We start from the raw sequence: 23,206 nt of genomic DNA on the forward strand, positions 1-23,206 counted from the left end.
GTCAATCCGCCTTCTTCTTTTCGATGAGCAGGGGCAGCCTTGCAAAACCGCGCCGATCGCCCCTGGTCTTCCAGCGCGGCGCGACCGCCGGGTCGAGCGCAAGGCCAATTCCGGCCTCGATCAACGCCTCAAGTGTTACTGCGAATTCCATGCGGGCGACGCCGGCGCCAGCGCATAGATGCGGCCCTGCGCCAAAGGTGAGATGCCTGTTCGGCTTTCGATCCAGGCGCAGTTCGTCCGGCGCCTCGAACGCCGCCGGATCGCGGTTGGCGGAGCCGAAGCCCAAGGCGACGATGTCGCCGGCCTTTATTCGGCGCTCGTGCACGGACAGGTCGCGCGCGGCGTTGCGGCCGAAAATCTGGATCGGCGCGAAAAAGCGCAGGAATTCCTCGACCGCCGTCGGGATCAGGCTTGGCTCTGCCACCAGCCGCGCCAAGCTGCCCGGATTTTCGGCGAGCCAATGCAGCATGACCGAGAGGCCGTCGGCGGTGGTCTCGAAACCGGCGCCGAAAACCACGGTCATGAAGGATCGTATCTGGCCGTCGTCGAGACTTTCGCCATCGATCTCGGCGGCCATCAGCATGCTGATGAAGTCGCCGGTCGGTGCTGTCCGGCGCGCCGCTATCAGCCCGTCGATATAGGCAACGAGTTCGCGGCTCGCAGCCGCGCCGGCAATGGGATCGCTGACGTCGAACATTTTGGTGATCCAGCCGAGCCAGCGTTCGGAATCAGCCAGCGGGACGTCGGTGAAGGCGGCAAGCGAGGCGATCGCGACCGGCACACAGAATTCGGCCACGGCATCGGCGCTGCCCTTGTCTGCCATGCGTCCAAGGATCGAGGCAGCGAGGTTTCCGATGCGCGGCGTGATCTCTGCGACCCGTTCCGGCGTGAACACCGAATTGACCAGGGCCCGGTAGCGGGAATGGCGTGGCGGATCGATCTCGATCGGCAGCATCGGCTCGGTACGCGGCGTGATGACCGGGATCGCGGTAACGCCCGCGACGCTCGATGTATAGTCGCGCCAGTTGATGGCGCCGGCGCGCACGTTGTCATAGCGGGTCATCAGCCAGAAGCCGCCATGCTTGTTGGAGCGGGCGATCGGACACTCACGACGCAACCGATCATATGCGGCGAACGGATCGCGCACGAACGCCGGATCGTGGATGTCCACGTCCTCTGGAATCTGCGGCTCGTTCTGGGTTGCGGTATCCGACATGGCTTTCTGTCACGATGAGATTCAGGAGGTCGTCCGGCGGCGGGAGAACATAGGCCGCCGGACGCCGTGCGAGCCTTGAACCAAGGCTCTTCGATATCCGAGTCCAGCCTACTTCACCTTCAGCGCGGTCAGCACCTTGTCGACGTTGTCCTTGGTCACCAGCAGCACGCCAGTATCCAGCGTGTCTGGAATCGGACGGCCACCTTCGGCTGACGAAAGACCGGCCGACTTCAAGGTGTTGTGGTTGTAGTCATGCAGGAGCTTCACAGCGTAGTAGATGAACAGCTCCCGGTTCTGCACGACGATGCCGTCGACCCAGCCTTCCTTCGCCGACTTGAAGAAGTCTGGCGTCTGCTCCATGGCGGTCACCTTGATGTCGCCCGGATTTTTGCCAGCTTCACGCAGTGCCGTTACGATGCCGGCACCTGATTCGGAATCGAAACCGGCCAGCCCGGCAATGTCTGGATGGGCGGCAAGGATCGCCGCCGTCACCTGCGCCGCCTTCTGCGCATCGCCACCGTCGTCCTCATTGGCGACGATGGTGTATTTGCCGCCGCCATTGGCTTCGACATAGGCTTTGAAGCCGGCCACCGCTTCACGCATGTTGCCGGCGTTGATGATCGACATCGAGGCAACCTTGCCCCCGTTCGGCAGCATTTCCATGAGTTTCTTGGCCTGCGCCACGCCGACCTGTGTCCAGTTCGTGCCGATATAGGCGAGGCGGCCGGAGTTAGGCAGATCGCCGTCGTCGACAACGGTCGGCACGCCTTGCTCCATGCACTTCTTGACGGATTCGGTCAGTGACGGATCCCAGCCGCCGACGACGGAGACACCGTTCGGCTTCTGCGCGCAGACCTGATCGACAGCGGAGATGAAGCCCGGCACGTCGAAATCGGTCGGCCCGGCGACGATCACCTTCACGCCGAGTTCTTCGGCGATCCGCTTCATGCCGACATAGTCATATTGCACGAAGAGCGGCAGGTTGGCCTTGTTGGAAATCCAGTAATACGTCTCCTTGGCGTCGGCCGGCCCGAAGGATGACTCCTGCGCGCTTGCCGGACAAATATAGAGCAATGCCGTGGCCGCGAGCGCTGCGCCGGAAAGTATCGTTCTCACTATCGATTTCATGCCCGTTTCCTCCTGATGTTTTTTGTATTCTCAGTTCCTGCATGTCATCCGGTTGTCCGAATCCTCCTCCCGTCCTCGCCTGAGATCAGGCGCGGCCGCTGGTCTTGAAACGATCGAGCGAGACGGCAAACAGCAGGACCAGACCCACCACCAGCCCTTGCCAGAACACACCGATCGCATTGATGATCATGGCGTTCTCGATCAGCGCGATGAAAAGCACGCCGAGAATGCCGCCGAGGATCGTGCCTTCGCCGCCTTTCAGGCTCGCTCCTCCGAGCACAGTGGCGGTGATGACCTTGAGCTCGATGCCGACGCCGGCGTTGACGACGGCGCTGTTAAGACGCGCCGCGCCGAGGACGCCGGCAAGGCCGGCCAGCGCGCCCATGATGATGAAGCCGATCAGTATGAGCCGGTCGACGCGAATGCCCGAAAGCTGGGCGGCTCGAGGATTGCCGCCGATGAAATAGAACTGTCGGAAGAAACGCGTCCGGGCCACCAGCCAGCCACCAATGAGCACCAGCACCAGCATCGCCCAGAAAGGCGACTGGATCCTGAGCAGCGGATCGGCGGCGCGGCCGTATTGGGCGAACGCATCAGTGATTGGCGTGACGCCAGTGCCGGCGGTGACATAGGTCAGGCTGCGGTAGATGGTGAGCGTGCCGAGGGTCGCGATGAGCGCATTGATGCCGATGCGGGTGACGATCAGGCCATTGATCAGGCCGCATAGTGCGCCAACCAGAATGCCGACGAGAACCGCAACCTCCGCCGGCCAGCCCCACCACCCGGCGACGACGGCGGCCCAGACACCGGAGAAGGCGAGTGTCGAGCCGACGGACAGATCGAAGGTGCCGCCGATCATCAACAGCATCATGCCGCAGACGAGAATGCCGACGGGGGCGAGGTTGAGCAGCACTGCGCGCATGTTGGAGGCGGTGGGGAAATTGTTCGGGTAGACGATGCTCATCGCCAGCGCGAGCGCGATGACGAGCACGAAAAGTGTCAACTCCCGAGAATCGGCCAGGCGCCGCACGACGCGCACAAAAAGGATTTCGCGCCGCTGCTCGGCATTCTCGGCCATTGGTTGTGTGACCTGCATCGCCATCACGCCTCTGCCATTCCTGGTTGTTTGCGGACCTCGGCCACCGAAGCGGTGTATTTGGTGGCCAGGCGCAGCACCTGTTCCTCACTTGCCCCGTCGCCCGGCAGTTCGCCGACGGTCCTGCCTTCCGCCATCACGGCGATGCGGTCGGCAAGCGCCAGCACCTCGGGCAGGTCCGAGGACACGACGAGCAGGGCGACGCCCTTGTCGGCGAGCGCCCGCAGCAAACGGTAGATTTCGGAGCGGGCTCCGACATCGACGCCGCGTGTCGGCTCGTCGACGATCAGCAGGCGCGGCTCCATCGCCAGCCATTTGGCCAGCAGCACTTTCTGCTGGTTGCCGCCCGAGAGATTGCCGACGATCTGGTGGACGCTCGGTGTCGCGATGCGCAGCTCGTCGACGAAATTCTTGGCCAACGCCTCGGCCTTGCGGTTAGAAAAATTCGCGCCTGTGGAGACCTTGGAGAGAACTGTCGCGGCGACGTTGTTGACGATGTCCATGCCAAGGAACAGGCCAGCCGCCTTGCGGTCTTCCGGGACCATGCCGATGCCGGCGTGCTTGCCGTCCCAGGGGCCTTTCGGATCGATCGCCTTGCCGCCGATCCGGATCGAGCCGCCCCGCCTGCGGCGTGCGCCGAAGATCGCCTCGCAGAATTCGCTGCGACCCGAACCGATGAGCCCGGCGAGACAGACGATCTCGCCGGCCCGTACGGTGATCGATGCCGACCGCACCAGAGGCGGTGCATCGACGCTTTCGGCTTCGAGCACGATGTCGCCGATCGTTCGGCCTGCCGCCGCGCGCGAAAAATGCACGTCACGTCCGACCATCAGGCGGATCAGCTCGTCGGTCGTGGTTTCGGCAACCCGGCGTGTTCCAGCATGTCTGCCGTCCTTGAGCACCGTCACCGAATGGCAAAGCGTGAAAATCTCGGCGAGACGGTGCGAAACGTAGATTATCGAAACGCCATTGCCTGCCAGTCGACGCACCACATCGAACAGTTTTTCTGTTTCGGTAAGGGTGAGTGCTGCTGTCGGCTCGTCGAGGATCAAAATCCTGAGGTCCCGCGACAGCGCCTTGGCGATCTCGACGATCTGGGCCTGCGCCGGTGAAAGGGTCGACACCTTCAGTGCCGGATCGATGGTGACGCCAAGCTGCGCGATAAGCATCCTTGCACGATAGCGCATGGCGCGAACATCGACCTGACCTAGCCACTGCGTCGGCTGACGGCCGGCGAAGATGTTCTCGGCAACAGAGAGCTGCGGAACGAGCGAGCCTTCCTGGTGCACGATACCGATGCCGAGGTCGCCAGCGGCTTTCTCGTCGAGCTCCGCGATTTCGGCGCCATCGACAAGGATGCTGCCCTGGTTGCGCGAATAGACACCGGCGACAATCTTGCCGAGAGTCGACTTGCCGGCGCCGTTTTCGCCGAGCAGTGCACGGATCTCACCACCCTCGACGCTCATCGAAACGTCATCAAGCGCCCGCACACCGGGGAAGAACTTGGAAAGACCTTTGATTTCGAGCCTTGGCGCCATGGCCCTATTGAGCCTTGACCTGGAGGTAATGGGCCTGCTTGGCCTGGATCATCCAGACCATGGTTTCGTTGACGGGTGTGGCTACACCTGTGCGCTTGCCTGCATCGACAATGGCTCCGTTGATGACCTCGATCTCGGTCTGCCGCTTTGCCTCGACATCCTGCAGCATCGACGCCTTGCCGCCGATCGCCTTCTCCAGCAGGCCGGTGATCGCAGCCCAGCGTTCGTCATAGTCGAGTGCGATGCCCTGTGCGTTTGCAACGGCCACGACCTCTCGAAGGATTGATGACATCAAGCTCTTGGTGCCGTCGAAGGCGACGAGTTCATGCGACATGAAATGCAGTAGCCCGGCGACCGGTAGTGTGCAGGCGTTCAGCGCCAGCTTCTTCCAGACCTCGTCGAGGATCCGGTCAGACTGGGTCGTCTCGATCTGCGCCGCGCGGAAAGTCTCGATCACCCTGCCGAGCCGGTCGGTCGGTTTGCCGGTCAGTTCGCCGATATAGGTCATGCCGGAGCCGGGATGCTTGACACGGCCCGGCGCCAGCAGCGTGCCGCCATGGTAGGTCAGGCCGACCAGCACGCGGTCTTCGCCGACGATCGACGCGATGCGCGGTGCATTGCCCCAGCCATTCTGCAGGCTGAGCACGGCGGTATCCCCAGCGATCATGGGTGCTGCAGCCCGAACGGCAGCTTCGGTGTGATAGCACTTGACGAAATTGATGATGAGATCGACCGGCCCGACGCTTGCGGGATTCTCGCTTGCAGACACCTTTATCACCGGCTGCGAACCATCCTTTTCCTCGATGGTCAGCCCGTTGTCGTTGATCGCCGTCACGGCCGCCTTGGAGACGTCGATCAGCGTGACGTCATTGCCGGCGCGGGCCAGATATCCACCGAATATCCCGCCCATAGCTCCGCCGCCGCCCAGAATGGCGATTTTCATGCATCTTCCTCCCCTTGGCGATCGCAATCGCCGTCTCAAAGCAAGTTGATTTGCAGAGGGCGGAGCTTGCCTTGAGGACCACTGCAAACCGGCGCTAGCCGATGCTCATGGAGCCCGGCCTTGTCTTCCCGCTTTTTTCAATCTTGTGTTTTCAGCATTGCAAGCTGTTGCATGGTTGTCAAGCATGATGGTATGAAAGGTCTATGGTCGACCCGCTAATCATAGAACGAAAGAAGCTCTTCGAGCATGTGGCGACACATCTCGAGGGACAGATCCTCTCCGGCAAGCTCAAACCCGGAGACCAGCTGCCGCCCGAGCGGGACCTGCAATCGCGCTTCGGCGTTGGCCGCCCGGCCATTCGCGAAGCACTGATCTCGCTGCAGAAGGCCGGCCTCGTCGAACTCACCAATGGCGCCCGCGCCAAGGTCCTGATGCCGACCGCCAGCCATATCTTCACCGGAATGGCACCGGCGGTCAGGCAGATGCTGTCGACCGAAGAAGGGCAGCGCTCCTTTCAGGGCGCACGCATGTTCTTCGAAGTCGGCCTCGCCCGCGAAGCAGCCCGCACGGCGACAGCTGAAGATCTGGACTCGTTGCGTGAGGCGCTGGAAGCCAACCGGCTGGCGATCGGCGACCGTGACCGGTTCACCAGCACCGACATCGCCTTTCACTTCGAGCTTGCCCGTATTGCCCGCAACCTCGTCTTCGTCGCCCTGCACGACCAGATTTCGGAATGGCTGAAGGAACAGCGCATTGTCACGTTGGCTGCCGACGGTCAGGAACAGACGGCGTATGAAGCGCACCACGCCATCTATGAGGGCATCGCGGCACGCGACCCCGACCGCGCCGAACAGGCGATGCGAGCGCATCTCGATCAGCTGACGACGATGTTCTGGCGCCAGCGGGCAAGCGATCATGAGACGGGCGATCACAAGGAATGAGGATCGTCGTCATCGTCGACAATTTCACCGGTTCCGGTGATATCCCCAACACACTCGCCAAGGTGGGCGCACGGACTGATCAATGTCGGCACGCCGACTGGCGGACGTAAGCATCGATGCCGGAGTTGTCGCGCTGAAAACACGCTCGGTTTGCCGCCCAACGATGCTGTGAAGCCCAGCTGCACCTGCGGCCCATGAGCAGGACGTCTGTGGACCGCATCTGGACGACCGGCGACTGCGCCTCTTTGATGCATGGCGGCCGGCACATCCGCCCAGGCCGAGGCTGTCGCTGCCAACTTGCTCGCCGCTGAACTCTGTAGCACATTTAGACGGACCGTGTGCTTCGTCCGGAGGTGCCCCGCCGATCGTGAGGATGATCGCCCTGTTGCAGGGCCCGCTGGACGTCAGCGGGCTGATCACCCACCCCATCGGCATTCACTCCAGGCTAGCGGGAGGTCCGACAAGCGGGACAGCCAATTGCGCGATTGGCGCTCACGCTATGATGGCCAAGGCGTCCGCAAAGAAACCTTCGCCACCGAAATTGCCTGATTTGAGGGCCAGCGCCATTTCGCCATGCGGACTTCCAAGCGTTCGCAGCACGGGTACGCCCGGGGCGATCTCGGGGCCTGTCTCGAATGCAGGAATGGCTAGCCGATCTACGACCGCGCCGGATGTCTCACCCCCCGCGACGACCAGTCTGCGGACACCGAGTGCAATCAGACCTTCGGCGATGGTCGCAAGGGATTGCTCGATCGCATGACCGGCGGGGTCACGTCCGTAACGCACCTGAAGCGCGGAAACCACTTCGGTCGGCGCGCTGCTGGCGATAAGGACCGGGCCTTCGGCCAATCGCCCGGCCGCCCAATCGAGCGCGCGTTGTGCTTCTGCCGATCCGCTTACCAATTTTTCCGGATCGAGTCTTAAGACCGGCATCGACTGTTCCGCTCTTGCAATCTGCGCCAGCGTCGCCCGTGAGCAGCTGCCGGCAAGGCACGCTGCCGGACCTCCGATCGGGTGTTCACGAAGAGTTACCCTTTGTTGGCGCCGTGCGGTGCCAGCGGCGATCAGTGCGCGGGCGAGGCCCAATCCCAACCCGGACGCTCCGACTGACAGGCGTTGGGTCAGCGCGGCAGCGCCGATTGCTTCGAGGTCGGTCTCGAAGACGGCGTCGGCGATAGCTGCTCCGGTCCCGCAAGCAGAAAGCTGTTCTAGTCTGGTGCGGATTGCATCCGCTCCCTGAGCCACGGTAGCGAGTTCGACAAGCCCGACTGCCCCGGTAGACTGTCGAGCCAGCACGCGTACCAGATTGGCATCGCGCATGGGATTGAGAGGATGATCCCGGAGCGAGCTCTCATTCAGCGGAACCGCACCGACAAATAGATTGCCCTTGTAGACGGTGCGATCGGTTTCAGGAAAGGCCGGCGTCACCAGGACCGATGTTTCGAGGGCATCAGCGCGCAAGGCATCCAGAACAGGGCCGATATTGCCCGCATCGGTAGAGTCGAAGGTCGAGCAGATCTTATACATCACGTGCGCCGCGCCGCGGGCGCGGAACCAATCGTGGGCGGCGCGGGCACGTTCAACCGCATCGGATGCGGCGACCGAACGGATTTTCAGCGAGATGACGATAGCGTCGACTTCGGGTAGCGGCAGGTCAGCTGATGGAATCCCGATGGTCTGAACCGTACGCAAGCCTTGTTTCGCCAAGGTGTTCGCCAAGTCTGATGCGCCGGTATAGTCGTCTGCGATGCAGCCAAGCGCGAGGGTCATGGATGGGCTCCGACGGCTTTTGAGAGCCGGGTGTGCTCCCCGGCAAAGGAGGCGAACCAGCCGAGGCCGTCAAGCGTCTTGGCCTTGGGAAGATATTCGCAGCCGACAAAACCGCCATAGCCCAGCCGGTCCAGCTCCGCGAAGATGAATCGATCGTCAAGTTCTTCACTGGTGGGTTCGTGCCTGGAGGGGACGCTTGCGATCTGGATGTGGCCGATAATCGGCAACAGGCTCCGTAGGGCCATCGTGACATCCCCATGCAGGATCTGACGGTGGTAGATGTCGAACTGAAGCTTGAGATTGGGCAGCGCAAGATCGTGGATCAGCGATTCAGCAAAGGCGAAGTCGTTCAGAAAATAGCCCGGCATGTCGCGGCCATTGATCGGTTCGATCACCAGGTCCATGCCCCTATCCGCCAGTTTTTCGGCGGTCCAGGTCACAGCTTTTCGATAGGCATCGACGGCGCCCTTGTCCTCGCGCGAGCCGAGCCCGGACATGAGATGGAGCCGCTGTGCAGCGGTGGCTTCGGCGTAAGAGAGCGCAGCCTCGACACCCGCCTTTAGCTCATCGAAGCGCTCGGGCAACGCAGCAAGGCCGCGTTCGCCTGCAGCCCAATCGCCCGGCGGGAGATTGAACAAGGCCTGGGTCAGACCGTTCCGCGCGAGGCGCTCGCCGATCGCTTCCGGCGTGTGCTCGTAAGGGAACAGGAACTCTACCGCCGTGAATCCGGCGGCTGCGGCCGCGTCGAATCGGTCGAGGAACGGCCATTCGTTGAACATCATAGTCAGATTGGCGGCGAAGCGAGGCATGGTCATCCGTTCCTGGTCAGGGTTGCGTTGCGCCGGGCAGATCGATGTTGGTGACGCGTGCGTAGACCCGGGCGACCGAGGCATCGTCGTCGCGTCCCATTCCGCCAGCCGACGTCATCAGGAACATCTGCAGCGCGGCGGCTGCAACCGGTACCGGGAATTTGGCGCTGCGGGCCATGTCCTGGATGATGCCGAGATCCTTGACGAAGATGTCGACCGCGCTTCGCGGCGTGTAGTCCCCGTCGAGCACGTGCGGCACCCGGTTCTCGAACATCCAGGAGTTGCCGGCCGAGGCCGTAATCACCTCGTAGACCTTGCCGAGGTCTAGCCCCTGGCGGGCGGCAAACACGATGGCTTCGCTCGCTGCGGCGATGTGCACGCCAGCGAGCAGCTGGTTGATCATCTTGAAAGCCGCGCCGACGCCCGGCTCTTCGCCCAGTTCGTAGACCTTGGCAGCCATGGCATCGAGCACGGGCCGCGCCTTGGCGAAGGCGGGAGCGGAGCCCGAGGCGAGAATGGTCAGCGCACCGTCCGCCGCGCGAACCGAGCCGCCGCTGATCGGCGCGTCGAGATAGAGTCCGCCTATCGCCCCCAGGCGCCCGGCCAATTTGCGGGCGACATCGGGATCCATCGTGGCCGAGGAGACGAAGACCGTCCCCTCGGCCAGTGTCTCGGCAACGCCGCCCGCGCCGAAGAGGATGGCTTCAGTCTGCGCGGCGTTGACCACGACAGACACCACGACATCCGCATCCTGAGCCGCCTGAGCGGGGGTCGAGGCACCCAGCCCGCCTTCGGCGACGAAGCGCTGAACCGCCGCATCGTCGATGTCGAAGCCGGTCACCTCGAATCCGGCCCGCTTGAGCGACTGGGCCATCCCGAATCCCATCGAGCCGAGGCCGATCACTGCGACCCGGGTCGCGCTGATCATAATGGGGCTTTCCTTTTGCGCAGCCTGAACAGTCATCATGGAAACTCCATTTTGCTTCGATCGGGTCACTTGTTGACCAGCTTGGCCGGCGTCGTCAGCACCAGGATCGCGCCGGCCACGAGGATGGCGGCGAGCGCGTACATGGCGACGTGCGTCGTCCCGGTCAGGTCCTTGAGGTAGCCCACAAGGTAAGGGCTGGCGAAGCCGGCCAGATTGCCTACTGAATTGATCAGCGCGATGCCCGCTGCGGCGCCGGTTCCCCCCAGAAAGGCTGTCGGCAAAGACCAGAAGAGCGGCGCGCAGGTGATCGCTCCAGCCGCTGCCAGCGATAGGAACGCGATGGCGATCGTCGGATTCGAGGATGTCGCGGCGACGATGAAGCCGACGGCTCCAAGCAGCGCCGGCACGACCAGGTGCCAGCGGCGCTCGCGGTGCCAGTCGGCGCTGCGACCGAACAGGTTCATGGTGACGACGGCACAGATGAATGGGATGGCGCTGATCAGCCCGATGTTGAGATTGCCGGTGACGCCGGTCGCCTTGACCAGGGTCGGCATCCAGAACGTCAGCCCGTATTGGCCCATCACGAAGCAGAAATAGATGAGGCACATCAGCCAGATGCGGCCGTCGCGGAATACCCCGCCGACTGAATGCGCTTTCTCCTTGTGGCGTTCCTCGCGCTCGATCTCCTCTTCGAGCACCCGCTTTTCCGCTTCGCTAAGCCACTTGGCGTCACGGATGCCATTGTCGAGGAAGAAGAAGACGGCGATGCCAAGCAGGACGGCGGGAACCGCCTCGATGAGGAACATCCACTGCCAGCCGGCAAGACCGCTATCGCCGTGGAACGAATCCATGATCCAGCCGGAAAGCGGGTTGCCGAAGATGCCGGATATCGGAATTGCGGACATGAAGACAGCGATGATCTTGGCGCGCCGGTGCGAAGGATACCAGTAGGTCAGGAAAAGGATTATCCCTGGATAGAAGCCTGCCTCTGCGACGCCCAACAGGAAGCGCAGGAGATAGAACATGGGAGCCGATTCGACGAACATGAAGCCTGCCGAGATCAAACCCCAGGTGATCATGATACGCGCGATCCACATGCGCGCACCGACCTTGTGCAGGATGATGTTGCTCGGCACCTCAAACAGGAAATAGCCGATGAAGAAGATGCCGGCACCGAGGCCGTAGACCGTTTCGCTGAAGCCGAGTTCGGCGGACATGTCGAGCTTGGCGAAGCCGACATTGACGCGGTCTAGATAGGCGACCACGTAGCACAACATCAGAAACGGCACGATGCGCCAGAAGACCTTGCTGTAGGCGATTCTTCGGGTCTCGATTCCTGCCGTTGTTTCAGCCGACAGCGTTGGGGTGAGCACCGTCATTTCATTTCCTCCCTGATTGAGGGCGCGTTCTTCACTAGTTTTCGCGCCACTTAACCTCACTTTTGGCAGCGCTTGCATTGCAAGATAACATGGATTGGCAGCGCTGCCAACCTAAAAATGGCAGCGCTGCCAAAATTTGGTTGAGTTGGCTGCTGCGACGTGCCAAAACTGAGGGCGGCCAGATAGCTCAGAGGCGGCGTGGATTAGGTGCTTGGAAATGGTCGACCCAATAGCCGAGGGATGGGAGCGGTGCCGATGATTACCCTCACCGACGTCGCGCGCGCAGCCGGTGTTGGCGAGAGTACTGCCTCGCGCGTGCTGCGCGGGCATGGATCCTTCTCGGCAAAGACGCGCGAGAGCGTTCTCATTGCCGCGACAACCCTCGGCTATGTGCCGAACCGCATTGCCGGAACGCTGGCTTCCACGGGTTCCAGGCTTGTCGGGATTGTCATCCCCTCGCTCAGCAACATCGTCTTTCCGGACATGCTGCGAGGGGCGAACACAGTCCTCGTCGGCGCCGGCTTTCAACCAGTCATCGCGGTAACCGATTACGAGTTAGGACGCGAAGAGAGCCTCATCGAGTCGCTGCTGAGCTGGCGCCCCGCCGGCGTCATGGTGGCGGGGCTCGAACACACCGAGCGCGCGAGCGCAATGCTGCGCAACTCTGGTATCCGCGTGGCCGAACTGCTCGATACCGACGGCCAGGGTATCGACATCGTCGTCGGCTTTTCCAACCGCGAGGCGGGACGCACTACCGCGCGCCATCTGGTTTCGCGCGGCTACCGGCAGATCGGCTATGTCGGCCATGACCTTAATCGCGACCTGCGCGCCGCCAAACGCTTCGCAGGATTTCGCTCGGCACTTGGCGAGACCGGCCTCGATCTCGCCGGAGAAGAAATCATTCCTGCCTCGTCTTCGATCCAAGCTGGGCGCGACGGGTTGGCGCGCCTGCTGGAGCGCAGCACGAATTTGGACGCTGTCTACTTCTCCAACGACGACATGGCGATCGGCGGCTATTTCCACTGCCTCACCCGCGGCATCACCATCCCAGACCGGCTGGCGATCTTCGGCTATAATGGTCTCGACGTGGCGCGCAGCGCCCCGCAGCCGCTGTCGACTATTCTCACACCCCGCGTCGCCGTAGGGGAGATGGGGGCGCGGCTCGTCTGCTCTGACGGACCACCGACGGTGGTCGATCTCGGGTTCGAGCTAGTCGAGGGAGCCACGACATGACCGACACGAGGTTGAGGGAAGAGATCTGCCGCTTCGGGCGTTCGCTGTTCGAGCGCGGTCTGACGCCGGGATCGTCAGGCAATATCAGCCTGCGGCTGGATGACGGAGGCTGGCTGGTCACACCCACCAATGCTTCGTTGGGATTTCTCGATCCCGCCCGCATTGCCCGCCTCGACGCACAGGGAAAACTTGTCTCGGGCGATGCCCCGACGAAGGAAATCCCTCTGCACACCGCTCTCTACGAGACGAGGCCAAGCGCCCGCGCCATCGTGCACTTGCACTCGACACACGCCGTCGCTCTCACCATGCTGCCCGAAGTGGATCCACGGGCCGCGCTGCCGCCAATGACGCCATACTACCTGATGCGGGCCGGCCAGACGGCGCTGGTTCCCTACTTCCGCCCCGGGGACCCGGCCGTCGCGGATGCGATCAAGGGCCTTGCCGGACGCTACTCCTCGGTGCTGCTGGCAAACCACGGTCCCGTGGTCGCGGGCGAAACGCTCGAGGCGGCCGTATTCGCCACCGAAGAGCTGGAGGAGACTGCAAAACTCTATCTGCTGTTGCGCGGCCTCAACCCCCGCTACCTTTCGCCCGACCAGGTCAGCGATCTGGTGCGGGTTTTTGGGCTGACTTTGCCGAAGCATGACGAGCATGGCCATTAAGCCGCTGCAGACAGCGGCCGTCTTGTCAGATGCCGACGATATGGTTCCTGCGAGGTCGCGGCCGAAAAATTGCCGGCATCCTCATTACTCGCCGGCAGGAGCGGTTGGAGGGCATGCGATTGAAATCGATTTCCATTGCCAATCGCGCACCATTATCTTGCCCGCGTGGTTCGAAAGAAAGGACACGTGGAAGCGCTCGACAAGGGTCTTCGCGCAAGGATCGACGCCGGAATCGAGGACGCGGTGCGGCTGACCGCTGCGGGCCAGAAACCCGGCAGCCGCAATACATCACCCATATCGACGGGTCCGATGATTTTCGGACCGCTTGCACCGCTCTGAAGCAGACCAACACGGCTAGGCGTACGCACGATGCACCGGCAAGCGTAGCGTCGACCATGCGGTCATATGTGAACGCACAATGTCCTACCGCAGAGTGCCGTTGCGCAGGCAGATCGCGTGTTTCAGGTGGGCGTATAGCCGATCCAGCGACACCACTTCACAGAAGCGGCCGGACGCGCTCCCACGCCTTTCGCAGGTGACGTCCTAGAACCTCCGAAAGCCGTTCCTTGTCGCGCAGCTCCAGTGCAACGATCATTTCATTATGCTCGCCTACGGCGGCAGCCCAATTCTCCGGACCCTCATGGCCAACGAAGCGGATGCGCTTCAATCGCGTCTGCAACGTACCATGGATATCGATCAGCGTCGTATTGCCCGACAACGCAACGATCATGGAATGGATCTGCTGGTTCAGTTTGTAATATTGCATTCGATCCTTGGCTTCGTAGCATCGGATCATTTCGTCATGGGTTGCCCGAATTGCGGCGATTCCCCCGTCCGAACCGACATCGCAAGCCAACCTTCCGGCTAGCTCCTCCATTGCCTGCAAGACGGTCAGCATGTCCTGAACTTCCTTGGCGCCGAAACGCTTCACGACTGCCCCTCTGCTTGGCACCAATTCGACCAGGCCCTCACTGGCCAAGTATTTGATCGCTTCCCGCAGCGGCGTGCGCGAGACGCCCAGTTGTTCACCCAGTTGGCCCTCATGAAGACGGGTGCCGGGAGCGAGGTCGCCCTCGATGATCATGTCGCGCAGATGGTTGACGATGGTTTCGTGAAGCACGGTGCGTTGAATCGGACCTGCGGCGCTCCGCTGGCGTTCGACGGGAATGGCCTCGTCCATCAAATCTGCACCCCAATCGGAAGACTCAAAGCAGTCCACGCGTCGATTCTTTTGTCGCCGCAGCATGGAGTCTCCCGAAGATGGCGTCAAGAAATTAAAAAGGCTGCATACAGCATACAAAAGACTTGATGCAGACTGCTGCGCCATGTATGCAGGGTGAAACGGAGAGGAAATGATGGTTGCTGCGGTTGAGGCTGACTCGCGTCCGGTGCTGGCACTCGCGATGGGCGACCCAGCCGGAGTAAGTGCTGAACTCACGGCGCGGCTCGTTGCTCTGCCTGAAATCCTTGAAGCGGCGAAACTCGTCGTGATCGGCGACCGCCGCGTTCTGGACGAAGGCGCTCGCGTTGCCGGCGTGACAGTCGATATCAAAACAGTGCCGCTAGAGGGACTGGAAGGGACGGATTCCGGCCGACACACCTTTGTCGATCTACGTCATCTTGATCCGAGCGACGTGGAGCGGGGCGAGGCGACGCTGGTCGGAGGAACATTCGCGACCCGTAACTTCCGCACGGCCCTGGAACTGGCAAATGCCGGAAGGGTAAATGGCGTCTGCTTCACGCCCTTCAACAAGAAGGCGATGCGATTTGCCTATCCAGGCTACGATGACGAGATCCGCTTCGTTGCCGATGTGATCGGCTTCACCGGCAAGGTCCGCGAGTTCAACGTCCTGGACAAGGTCTGGAACGCGCGCGTTACCTCCCACATCCCGCTTGCCGAAGTTTCGTCCAGTCTATCGGTCGATCTCATCCTGGCCGAACTGCAACTGACATACGGATGCCTCAGGGATGCTGGCTATGACAATCCGCGCATCGCGGTCGCCGGGCTCAACCCGCACGCTGGCGACGGCGGCAGCTTCGGCATGGAAGAGATCGAAATCATAGAACCGGCCGTGGCAAAGGCGAAGGCGCTGGGGTTGAATGTAGAAGGTCCATTCCCGGCCGATACCGTCTTCCTGCGGGCGCTGAAAGGAGGCTTCCAGGCTGTGCTGACCATGTATCACGACCAGGGCCAGATCGCGATGAAGCTGATGGGCTTCGACAAGGGCGTCACCATGATGGGTGGGCTGCCTTTTCCGCTGTGCACGCCCGCGCACGGCACGGCCTACGACATCGCTGGCAAGGGTATCGCCGACGTTGGCGCCAGCCGCGAGGCAGTCCTGCTCGCCGCCCGCATGGCGCGGCGAAGCGCTGGCCTGTCCGCGGCAGCCTAATCTTAGACTGCACGCATGCCGGCGTTTCAGGAGGTCTCCGCGTCGGGTTTTTTCAAAGGGAGGAGTATCCATGAGAACTTCAGTATCCATTACAACAATCTTGGCGGCGGTCCTGGGGGCGGCCACTCCGGCGCTGGCATTCGATCCAGACAGGCCAGTCGAGTTCGTCGTCACGGCCGGAGCTGGCGGCGGCACCGACATTTTCGCCAGAACGATCCAGTCGATCATTGGCAAGTACAATTTGATGAAAGCGCCGGTGATTGTCACCAACAAAGGCAGTGCCGGCGGCGCCGAGGGCTTTGTCTATACGGCGACGGCCAAGGGCGATAATTTCAAGCTCGCCTTCGGCACCAACAATGCCTATCTGCTGCCGATCCGTGCAAAAGTGCCGTACGCTTCGGCCGACCTGACGCCGGTGGCTGCACTTGCCGCCGATGAGTTTATTCTCTGGGTCAACGGCAAGGCGGACTACAAGACGGCGGCCGATTTCGTCGCAAAGGCGAAGGAAGCAGGGGGCGAATTCAAGGTCGCCGGCAGCCAGTCCAAGGATACCGATCAGATCCTGACTATCATGATCAACGAGGCGACTGGTGCCAATCTCGGCTACGTTCCGTACAAGAGTGGCGGCGAAGCTGCGGTCCAACTCGCGGGCGGGCATGTTGCGGCCAATGTCAACAATCCGAGCGAAAATCTCGGCCAGTGGCAGGCGGGCATGGTGAAACCCGTCTGCGTCTTCAAGTCACAAAGGCTGAAGAACGATGCCAAGGTCGCAGGTGACGCGAGCTGGGCCGATATTCCGACATGCAAGGACTCCGGCATTCCGATCGCGGACTACAACATGCCTCGCACCGTGTGGCTGCCCGCCGGCGTAGATCAGGATGTCGTCGACTTCTACGCGAATGTCCTGAAGAAAGTCTCCGAGACGCCCGAATGGGCGAAGTATCTCGCCGACACCTCGCAGTCTGCCGACTACATGAGCGGCGCGCAGTTCGCCGATTTCATAAAGTCGGATGAAGCTTCGGTGAGCGAAATCCTGAAGCGTGAGGGTTGGCTCGCCAACTGATATCTTTCGAAGTCACGCGCGGGCGCCCTTTCGGGCGCTCGCCCCTTACCGGGAGATCGGTCATGAGCAGCGACGGTACGAGAGGCATCTCCCGCTTTGCAATGGAGATCGTGGTTGCAGCAGTGACAGCCGCGTTAGGCGTGGCAGTGTGTTACGGCTCAACCGAGGCAGGTACCGGCTGGACCGAAATGGGGCCAGATGCCGGCTATTTCCCCTTCTATGTCGGCCTTCTGATTGTCTTCGGCAGTGTCATGAACATCTTGCTGGCGGTGACACGGCATCGAAAGCTTGGGGTGATCTTTCTGGATGCGCGACGCATCAAATCGGTTTCGTCCTTTCTGCTGCCGCTCGTCGCTTACGCAGCAGTCTCCAGTTTTCTTGGTCTCTATGTCGGAACTGCTCTGTACATAACGTTCGCGATGCATTTCCAGGGCAAATACAAATGGTGGATTGCTCTGCCGTCGGGGCTGGCGGTGGCCGCGGTTTTCTTCGTCGTCTTCGAGGTGGGCTTCAAGGTTCCTCTACTCAAAGGGCCAGTCGAGGCGTGGTTCGGTATCTATTGATCCGCGGTCCAGCAAGCATCCTGGGGAGGAACAGCAATGGGCAACATCGGCCTGCTCTTTGAAGGCTTCGGCCATATCCTGACCTTTCAGCACGTGCTGCTGATGATGGTCGGCGTCACGCTGGGCATCCTGGTGGGAGTGCTGCCAGGGCTTGGTGCTCCGAATGGCGTATCGCTCCTGCTGCCGTTGACGTTCTCGATGGACCCGATCTCGGGAATCATCCTGCTGTCCTGCATGTACTGGGGCGCTCTATTCGGGGGGTCGACGACCTCAATCCTGTTCAACATACCGGGCGAACCCTCGTCGGTGGCCACGACTTTTGACGGTTACCCGATGGCGAAGGCCGGCCAGGCCAGCCGCGCGCTGACACTTGCATTTGTCTCCGCCGGCATCGGCGCGCTCGCAGGCGTCGTGATGATCACGTTGCTTTCGGGATGGGTTGCGAATTTTGCTCTGCGGTTCTCGTCGCCCGAATATTTCGCGGTCTATTTTCTCGCCTTCGCCAGTTTCATCTCGATGGGCTCCAGCGCGCCGTCCAAGACGCTGGTATCGATGATGCTGGGTTTTGCGCTCGCTTCGGTGGGCATGGACACGATATCAGGCAACCTTCGCCTGACCTTCGACATTCCCGAGCTGATCAAGGGTATCAGCTTCCTGATCGCGGTGATGGGGCTGTTCGGCATCGGCGAACTCCTCTTGACCACTGAGGAGGGGCTGCGCTTCGAAGGCATCAAGGCTCGTGTCCGGATTTCAGAGGTCGGCCGTACGCTGCTCGAACTGCCGCGGTATTGGTTCACGGTTCTGCGCTCGATTTTCATCGGCATCCTGATGGGCATCACGCCGGCAGGTCCGACCGCCGCCTCCTTCATGAGCTATGGCCTGGCCAGCCGTTCGGCACGTGACAAGTCGAACTTCGGCAAGGGCGACCCGCGCGGCATCGTCGCGCCGGAGACCGCGGACCATTCGGCGGGAACGTCGGCGCTACTGCCGATGCTGGCCCTGGGTGTGCCAGGCTCTGCCACGGCGGCGGTCATGATGGGCGGCCTGATGATCTGGGGTCTCACCCCTGGTCCGATGCTGTTCGTCGAACGTCCGGACTTCGTCTGGGGTCTGATTGCAAGTATGTATCTCGGCAATATCGTCGCGGTCATATTGGTGATCGCTACCGTGCCTCTTTACGCCTCGATCCTGCGCGTGCCGTTTACCATCATCGGTCCGGTGATCGTGGCGGTCATCTTCAGCGGCGCTTACCAGGTAAGCAATTCTCTCACTGACGTCTGGATGGTCGTTTTGTTTGGCCTGCTCGGCTACATCTTCAAGAAACTCGATTATCCGCTCGCTCCGCTGGTTCTGGCTATGGTGCTGGGGGATAAGGCAGAAGACGCGTTTCGCCAGTCGATGCTGTTATCTTCTGGAAAGCTAAGCATCTTCTGGTCGAATGGTCTCGTATCCACGCTGATGGCGATCGGCTGCCTTCTTCTCTTATCCCCCTTGCTGATGTGGATACTGGGAATCTCACGCAGACGAATGACGAGGCCGGACTTGCGACAGGGCCCGAACGAAAATCCGCTCTGAACTCCTCCGACAGTCCCCGCCTTTTCCGCCATGAATGGAGGTTCCCGTGAGTATGCCGCTGAGAAAGTGGAACAGACACAATTGGCCGATAGCCGCAGCCATGATCCAGTATCCGAGTGTCTTGCGCGACGGCCGTTCCGTCCAGGATCAGAGTGTCGAAGAGTGGGGAGCCACGCTTGCCGATGTGGTGGATACCGGCTTCACTGAACTCGACCCGACCGACAGCTGGCTAAGGCTAGCCGATCTCTCGGCCGCACGGCTGGATGATTTCGTGAAACTGGCAGGTTCGCTCAATCTCGCGATTCCCGCGATCTCGACCTCGCGGCGAAGCGTCATCGACCCGGAACGTGGCGATGCGCATCTCGCCTATGGCCATCGCGTGATCGAGACTGCGGCACGGATCGGCGCCGGCTGCGTGTCGTTCGGTCTATTCGGGCCGTTGACCGATGCCCAGAAGGCGGCGCTGTGGTTCTGGACGGTGGATGGCGTCAGGAATCCCGACGATCCGCAGGTATGGAGGAAAGCCGTGGCGCGCATCCGCGAACTCGGCCGCCACGCGGAGGAGCTCGGCATCGAATTGTCGCTCGAAATGTATGAGGACACCTATCTCGGAACGGCCGAAAGCTCCGTTCGCTTCGTCACCGATGTAGGTCTGTCGAATGTGGGCATCAACGCAGATGTCGGCAACCTCATTCGCCTGCACAGGCCGGTCGAGCACTGGCTGGAGATGATCGACAAAGTCGCGCCATATGCCAAATACTGGCACGTGAAGAATTATACCCGCGTTGAAGATCCTATTTCCGGCGCGATCATCACGCATCCGGCCCCACTTGAGACGGGTATCGTCAACTATCGCGTCGCCATAGGCCTTGCGCTTGACCACGGTTTTGCCAGCCCCTTCCTTTGCGAGCACTATGGCGGCGACGGTTTGTCTGTCAGCGCCGCCAACCGCGACTATCTGAGGCGCATTCTCCCTAAGACAGTACCAAGCAATGGGGAGACTGCGCGATGACCACCATTTACGACGCTCCAGAAGATTTCGCTTCGGCAGCTCTGGCAGGCTTTTGTGCGATCCACGGTCAGCATGTTCGCTTGGTCAAGGGCGGTGTGGTGCGTTCGACCGAAGTGCCGAAAGGCAAGGTCTCCCTCGTTGTCGGAGGCGGCTCGGGGCACTATCCCGCGTTCGCGGGTTACGTTGGCCCAGGCCTGGCAGATGCTGCGGTTGCCGGCGATGTCTTCGCCTCGCCGTCGACCGCCGCCGTAGCGCGCGTATGCCGGCTTGCAGACCGAGGCGGTGGAATTCTGCTCGGCTTCGGCAATTACGCCGGCGACGTGCTGAATTTCGGCGTAGCGGCGGAGCGTTTGCGAGCAGAGGGCATCGATGTCCGGATCCTGCCGGTGACGGACGACATCGCCAGTGCGCCCGCGAATGCCTCTGCCAGGCGGCGCGGCATTGCCGGCACTGTCATCGTGTTCAAGATAGCGGGTGCGGCAGCGGAATCGGGCCTGGCGATCGACGAGGTCGAGCGCATCGCCCGCCACGCCAACGACCGCACGGTGTCTTTCGGTGTGGCCTACAAAGGATGCACGCTACCGGGCGCCGCTACTCCGCTGTTTACCGTTCCTGGCGGAAAGATGGCGTTGGGTCTGGGTATTCACGGTGAACCCGGAATTCGCGAGGAAGACATAACGTCAGCCTCCGATCTCGCAAAACTTCTCGTCGGCACGCTCGTCTCCGAGCGTCCGGCCGGAGCGAAAAGGGTGGCCGCCCTGCTCAACGGACTCGGCTCGACGAAGTACGAGGAACTCTTCGTGCTGTGGCAGGCAATTGCTTCGGAACTCAAGGCAGAAGGGCTCGAGGCGGTCGAACCCGAAGCCGGTGAATTCGTCACCAGCTTGGACATGCAGGGGTGTTCGCTGACTTTGTTGTGGCTCGATGACGAATTGGAGATCTATTGGCGCGCGCCGAGCGATGCGCCCGTCCTGCGCAAAGGCGCGGTGATCGCCGTTAGGCCTGCCACGGATGTCCCAAATGGTGCGGAAGGACAACCGATTTACGGGCCGGCCTCCGAAGCGTCCAAGGTGAGCGGCGCCTGTATTGCCAAAATGATGCAGCGGGTCTCCGCGATGCTGAACACCGCCGAGGAGCAACTCGGCCGTATCGACGCCGTAGCCGGCGACGGGGATCATGGGCAAGGCATGAGCCGCGGGTCGGCCGCTGCGGCTGCCGCCGCTTCGGTCGCGGCGGCAGCCGGTGCCGGCGCCGCGAGTGTACTAGCCGCGGCCGGCGATGGCTGGGCCGACAGGGCAGGGGGAACGTCCGGGGCGATCTGGGGCTTGCTGCTCCGGTCGTGGAGTAGCAGCTTCAGCGACGATGAAGCTGTGACGACGGAGGCAGTCGTCCTAGGAGCGCGGCTCGCGCTAGACGGCGTGACGCGGTTAGGAGGTGCGAACATCGGTGACAAGACTTTGGTCGACGCCCTCGTGCCGTTCGTGGAGACGCTGGAAAGCAGTGTCGCATCCGGAAAGTCGTTGGCGGATGCCTGGGGCCATGCTGCCAACGCGGCGACGCTGGCGGCTGATGCGACATCGTCGCTCGCCCCGAAGCTCGGTCGCGCACGCCCGCTGGCGGAACGGAGCATCGGCCACCCCGATGCAGGTGCGGTGTCACTGGCCATGTGCGCACGAACCGCTGCGGCGTTTCTGCAGGGCGCTTTCGGACCAGGGGGAGTGCAGATTTGACGACACCGGGCGCGGTCACCGAGGCGAGAGACTGCTCGTGAAGGCGGGTTACGGCCGCTATCGTGCCGTCCTTCCGAAGGCCGCTTGACCCGTCGCGTTTGTGGGCCGTAAGCGGAAAATTCAGCTTGTGGGGACGCCGGGCTAGAAAGCTGAACTTTGGGCCGCGGGCTTGCTCAAGGCGCGGATCTGACTTCTCAGTGATCGATGTAGCCGAGTTATCAGCTCGGCTTGCGCTGGGCCTTTCGATCAAGGATGTGATTTCGGAAGCAGTTCTGCATTTCTTTAAAAGACCTGAAGCCAAGGCGCGGAGCGAGGCGAGATAAGGTTGTCGTTGACACGTTGCACCGGCGAGCGATCGAGGCAGAATTTTCGAAGGCAACGTAGTCCGGCTCTGCAAACATCACGCGAGCGACAGTTTCCAACTTCGCCGGAAGGATGAGCTCCCTCTTGGCAATCAGCATTTTGAGTTCAGCGAGCGTTGGCGCCTTCGTGTTGCGGACTTCGACTTGCCTAACACTCGCTCCTGAGCAATCGGATAGCCCCGCACGCATGGGTGTCACCCTTTGGCTGCTCGCATGAAGCTGTCGAAGTCAGCGTCCCCAATCGGAACTGTGTGCTCGTCACCGGGATACCTACCGGAATCGACGTCTGTCTTGTATTCTCTAAAGGCGGCCACGCGCTCGTCCTGGATCTTCTGCAGCTCAGGGCCGAGGTTTCGGTAAACCTTTCCGTGCCGCGGCTTATGGTTCTTGGCATAGCCGCAGACATCCTCTGTGAAGAGGTATTGCGCATCCGCATACTTGCCGGCGCCCATGCCAAGCATGACCAGCGACGAGTTTTCGGTCAGGAATTTCGCCACCCGGTCGGGCACGACTTCCAGTTCCGCCCCGAAGACACCGATCTCCTCGAGTTTCTGGGTGTGCCGCCAGAGGCGGATCGCTTCTTCCGCGCTCTTTCCGACTGCGCGCCAACCCGTCCAGGTGATGTACGAAGGGATCAGGCCGATATGCCCGACGACAGGGAGGTGGTTGTCGCAGAGCGCCTTCTGGATGTCGTAGGACGCGGAGCAGTAGAAGGCGTCGCCACCAATGCCAGCAAAGTGGAAAGCCGCACGCAGATAGTCTTCTGCCGTAGCGAGCGGACGGCCAGCAAAGCTGCCCCAGCCGCCGTAAGGCAGACCGACCTGAACGAAACAGTCGCCGGCTGCCTGTCGCATTTCCTGGTCAA

21 protein-coding genes are annotated in these 23,206 nt (G+C 61.7%); 10 read left to right on the forward strand and 11 right to left on the reverse strand.

Going from position 1 to position 23,206, the window contains the following annotated elements; translation table 11 throughout:
• Window position 1: 1 nt before the first annotated feature.
• The 5 genes from NKJ94_RS30610 to NKJ94_RS30630 all read right to left on the reverse strand — a co-directional run bounded on the left by NKJ94_RS30610 (window position 2) and on the right by NKJ94_RS30630 (window position 5,921).
• Window positions 2-1,216, reverse strand: coding sequence for a cytochrome P450 (locus tag NKJ94_RS30610; RefSeq protein ID WP_352530619.1), 1,215 nt, complete (start codon window positions 1,214-1,216; stop codon window positions 2-4).
• A gap of 108 nt (window positions 1,217-1,324) precedes the next feature.
• Entirely contained in the window at window positions 1,325-2,344 is a 1,020-nt protein-coding gene (locus tag NKJ94_RS30615; RefSeq protein ID WP_352530621.1) for a substrate-binding domain-containing protein, read from the reverse strand.
• A gap of 85 nt (window positions 2,345-2,429) precedes the next feature.
• A complete protein-coding gene (locus tag NKJ94_RS30620; protein WP_352530623.1) occupies window positions 2,430-3,446 on the reverse strand; it encodes an ABC transporter permease in 1,017 nt (338 codons plus the stop codon).
• A complete protein-coding gene (locus NKJ94_RS30625; protein ID WP_352530625.1) occupies window positions 3,446-4,978 on the reverse strand; it encodes a sugar ABC transporter ATP-binding protein in 1,533 nt (510 codons plus the stop codon). Before NKJ94_RS30625 ends, NKJ94_RS30620 begins: the two co-directional genes overlap by 1 nt.
• 4 nt (window positions 4,979-4,982) lie before the next feature.
• Complete coding sequence (locus NKJ94_RS30630; RefSeq protein WP_352530627.1) at window positions 4,983-5,921, reverse strand: ketopantoate reductase family protein; 939 nt, start codon at window positions 5,919-5,921, stop codon at window positions 4,983-4,985.
• Between the two features lie 203 nt (window positions 5,922-6,124).
• Between NKJ94_RS30630 and NKJ94_RS30635 the strand changes: the two genes are divergently transcribed.
• Window positions 6,125-6,862 (forward strand): FCD domain-containing protein, encoded by a 738-nt coding sequence (locus NKJ94_RS30635; RefSeq protein ID WP_352530629.1) that lies wholly within the window; start codon window positions 6,125-6,127, stop codon window positions 6,860-6,862.
• Between the two features lie 492 nt (window positions 6,863-7,354).
• Here NKJ94_RS30635 and otnK read toward each other — a convergent pair whose 3' ends face one another.
• Genes otnK through NKJ94_RS30655 form a run of 4 tightly spaced genes read right to left on the reverse strand, consistent with a single transcriptional unit; the run spans window position 7,355 to window position 11,748 of the window.
• Entirely contained in the window at window positions 7,355-8,632 is a 1,278-nt protein-coding gene (gene otnK, locus NKJ94_RS30640) for a 3-oxo-tetronate kinase (protein WP_352530631.1), read from the reverse strand.
• Window positions 8,629-9,441: a 2-oxo-tetronate isomerase gene (otnI, locus tag NKJ94_RS30645; RefSeq protein ID WP_352530633.1), complete on the reverse strand. Its 813-nt coding sequence runs from the start codon at window positions 9,439-9,441 to the stop codon at window positions 8,629-8,631. Before otnI ends, otnK begins: the two co-directional genes overlap by 4 nt.
• A 16-nt stretch (window positions 9,442-9,457) precedes the next feature.
• Entirely contained in the window at window positions 9,458-10,405 is a 948-nt protein-coding gene (gene ltnD / locus NKJ94_RS30650) for an L-threonate dehydrogenase (RefSeq protein ID WP_352530653.1), read from the reverse strand.
• A 29-nt stretch (window positions 10,406-10,434) separates the two neighbouring features.
• Entirely contained in the window at window positions 10,435-11,748 is a 1,314-nt protein-coding gene (locus NKJ94_RS30655) for an MFS transporter (RefSeq protein ID WP_352530635.1), read from the reverse strand.
• A gap of 255 nt (window positions 11,749-12,003) precedes the next feature.
• Here NKJ94_RS30655 and NKJ94_RS30660 point away from each other — a divergent pair, with 255 nt between their 5' ends.
• The 3 genes from NKJ94_RS30660 to NKJ94_RS30670 all read left to right on the forward strand — a co-directional run bounded on the left by NKJ94_RS30660 (window position 12,004) and on the right by NKJ94_RS30670 (window position 13,982).
• Window positions 12,004-12,981: a LacI family DNA-binding transcriptional regulator gene (locus NKJ94_RS30660; protein ID WP_352530637.1), complete on the forward strand. Its 978-nt coding sequence runs from the start codon at window positions 12,004-12,006 to the stop codon at window positions 12,979-12,981.
• On the forward strand, window positions 12,978-13,643 hold the full coding sequence (gene otnC, locus NKJ94_RS30665; RefSeq protein WP_352530639.1) for a 3-oxo-tetronate 4-phosphate decarboxylase: 666 nt from the start codon (window positions 12,978-12,980) through the stop codon (window positions 13,641-13,643). Before NKJ94_RS30660 ends, otnC begins: the two co-directional genes overlap by 4 nt.
• Before the next feature lie 186 nt (window positions 13,644-13,829).
• Entirely contained in the window at window positions 13,830-13,982 is a 153-nt protein-coding gene (locus NKJ94_RS30670; RefSeq protein ID WP_352530641.1) for a hypothetical protein, read from the forward strand.
• A gap of 157 nt (window positions 13,983-14,139) precedes the next feature.
• On the opposite strand, the gene NKJ94_RS30675 is transcribed toward NKJ94_RS30670, so the two are convergent.
• Window positions 14,140-14,823, reverse strand: a complete 684-nt coding sequence (locus NKJ94_RS30675; protein ID WP_352530655.1) for a GntR family transcriptional regulator — start codon at window positions 14,821-14,823, stop codon at window positions 14,140-14,142.
• Between the two features lie 175 nt (window positions 14,824-14,998).
• Here NKJ94_RS30675 and NKJ94_RS30680 point away from each other — a divergent pair, with 175 nt between their 5' ends.
• The 6 genes from NKJ94_RS30680 to NKJ94_RS30705 all read left to right on the forward strand — a co-directional run bounded on the left by NKJ94_RS30680 (window position 14,999) and on the right by NKJ94_RS30705 (window position 21,979).
• The gene (locus NKJ94_RS30680) at window positions 14,999-16,036 is read left to right on the forward strand and encodes a 4-hydroxythreonine-4-phosphate dehydrogenase PdxA (protein WP_352530657.1); all 1,038 of its coding nucleotides are present in this window, start codon (window positions 14,999-15,001) and stop codon (window positions 16,034-16,036) included.
• Window positions 16,037-16,106: 70 nt separating this feature from the next.
• A complete protein-coding gene (locus NKJ94_RS30685) occupies window positions 16,107-17,099 on the forward strand; it encodes a Bug family tripartite tricarboxylate transporter substrate binding protein (RefSeq protein WP_352530643.1) in 993 nt (330 codons plus the stop codon).
• A gap of 62 nt (window positions 17,100-17,161) precedes the next feature.
• Window positions 17,162-17,662: a tripartite tricarboxylate transporter TctB family protein gene (locus NKJ94_RS30690; protein ID WP_352530645.1), complete on the forward strand. Its 501-nt coding sequence runs from the start codon at window positions 17,162-17,164 to the stop codon at window positions 17,660-17,662.
• A gap of 36 nt (window positions 17,663-17,698) precedes the next feature.
• The gene (locus NKJ94_RS30695) at window positions 17,699-19,237 is read left to right on the forward strand and encodes a tripartite tricarboxylate transporter permease (protein WP_352530647.1); all 1,539 of its coding nucleotides are present in this window, start codon (window positions 17,699-17,701) and stop codon (window positions 19,235-19,237) included.
• Window positions 19,238-19,289: 52 nt separating this feature from the next.
• The gene (locus NKJ94_RS30700) at window positions 19,290-20,249 is read left to right on the forward strand and encodes a sugar phosphate isomerase/epimerase family protein (RefSeq protein ID WP_352530659.1); all 960 of its coding nucleotides are present in this window, start codon (window positions 19,290-19,292) and stop codon (window positions 20,247-20,249) included.
• Window positions 20,246-21,979 carry a dihydroxyacetone kinase family protein gene (locus NKJ94_RS30705; protein WP_352530649.1) on the forward strand — a complete coding sequence of 578 codons (1,734 nt, stop codon included), beginning with the start codon at window positions 20,246-20,248 and terminating at the stop codon, window positions 21,977-21,979. Before NKJ94_RS30700 ends, NKJ94_RS30705 begins: the two co-directional genes overlap by 4 nt.
• A 556-nt stretch (window positions 21,980-22,535) precedes the next feature.
• On the opposite strand, the gene NKJ94_RS30710 is transcribed toward NKJ94_RS30705, so the two are convergent.
• Window positions 22,536-23,206 (reverse strand): 3-methyl-2-oxobutanoate hydroxymethyltransferase (locus NKJ94_RS30710; protein ID WP_352530651.1); only part of this gene is annotated, 671 nt, incomplete at its 5' end.

Source organism: Mesorhizobium sp. M0060 (genome assembly GCF_040323155.1).
Classification (GTDB): Bacteria; Pseudomonadota; Alphaproteobacteria; order Rhizobiales; family Rhizobiaceae; genus Mesorhizobium.

Coding starts and splice junctions, on each gene's coding strand:
- NKJ94_RS30635 (WP_352530629.1), top strand. CDS start 6,125: ATGGTCGACCCGCTAATCATAGAACGAAAGAAGCTCTTCGAGCATGTG.
- otnI (WP_352530633.1), bottom strand. CDS start 9,441: ATGCCTCGCTTCGCCGCCAATCTGACTATGATGTTCAACGAATGGCCG.
- NKJ94_RS30620 (WP_352530623.1), bottom strand. CDS start 3,446: ATGGCGATGCAGGTCACACAACCAATGGCCGAGAATGCCGAGCAGCGG.
- otnK (WP_352530631.1), bottom strand. CDS start 8,632: ATGACCCTCGCGCTTGGCTGCATCGCAGACGACTATACCGGCGCATCA.
- NKJ94_RS30615 (WP_352530621.1), bottom strand. CDS start 2,344: ATGAAATCGATAGTGAGAACGATACTTTCCGGCGCAGCGCTCGCGGCC.
- NKJ94_RS30655 (WP_352530635.1), bottom strand. CDS start 11,748: ATGACGGTGCTCACCCCAACGCTGTCGGCTGAAACAACGGCAGGAATC.
- NKJ94_RS30680 (WP_352530657.1), top strand. CDS start 14,999: ATGGTTGCTGCGGTTGAGGCTGACTCGCGTCCGGTGCTGGCACTCGCG.
- NKJ94_RS30705 (WP_352530649.1), top strand. CDS start 20,246: ATGACCACCATTTACGACGCTCCAGAAGATTTCGCTTCGGCAGCTCTG.
- otnC (WP_352530639.1), top strand. CDS start 12,978: ATGACCGACACGAGGTTGAGGGAAGAGATCTGCCGCTTCGGGCGTTCG.
- NKJ94_RS30685 (WP_352530643.1), top strand. CDS start 16,107: ATGAGAACTTCAGTATCCATTACAACAATCTTGGCGGCGGTCCTGGGG.
- NKJ94_RS30610 (WP_352530619.1), bottom strand. CDS start 1,216: ATGTCGGATACCGCAACCCAGAACGAGCCGCAGATTCCAGAGGACGTG.
- NKJ94_RS30675 (WP_352530655.1), bottom strand. CDS start 14,823: ATGGACGAGGCCATTCCCGTCGAACGCCAGCGGAGCGCCGCAGGTCCG.
- NKJ94_RS30700 (WP_352530659.1), top strand. CDS start 19,290: ATGCCGCTGAGAAAGTGGAACAGACACAATTGGCCGATAGCCGCAGCC.
- ltnD (WP_352530653.1), bottom strand. CDS start 10,405: ATGACTGTTCAGGCTGCGCAAAAGGAAAGCCCCATTATGATCAGCGCG.
- NKJ94_RS30625 (WP_352530625.1), bottom strand. CDS start 4,978: ATGGCGCCAAGGCTCGAAATCAAAGGTCTTTCCAAGTTCTTCCCCGGT.
- NKJ94_RS30695 (WP_352530647.1), top strand. CDS start 17,699: ATGGGCAACATCGGCCTGCTCTTTGAAGGCTTCGGCCATATCCTGACC.
- NKJ94_RS30630 (WP_352530627.1), bottom strand. CDS start 5,921: ATGAAAATCGCCATTCTGGGCGGCGGCGGAGCTATGGGCGGGATATTC.
- NKJ94_RS30660 (WP_352530637.1), top strand. CDS start 12,004: ATGATTACCCTCACCGACGTCGCGCGCGCAGCCGGTGTTGGCGAGAGT.
- NKJ94_RS30690 (WP_352530645.1), top strand. CDS start 17,162: ATGAGCAGCGACGGTACGAGAGGCATCTCCCGCTTTGCAATGGAGATC.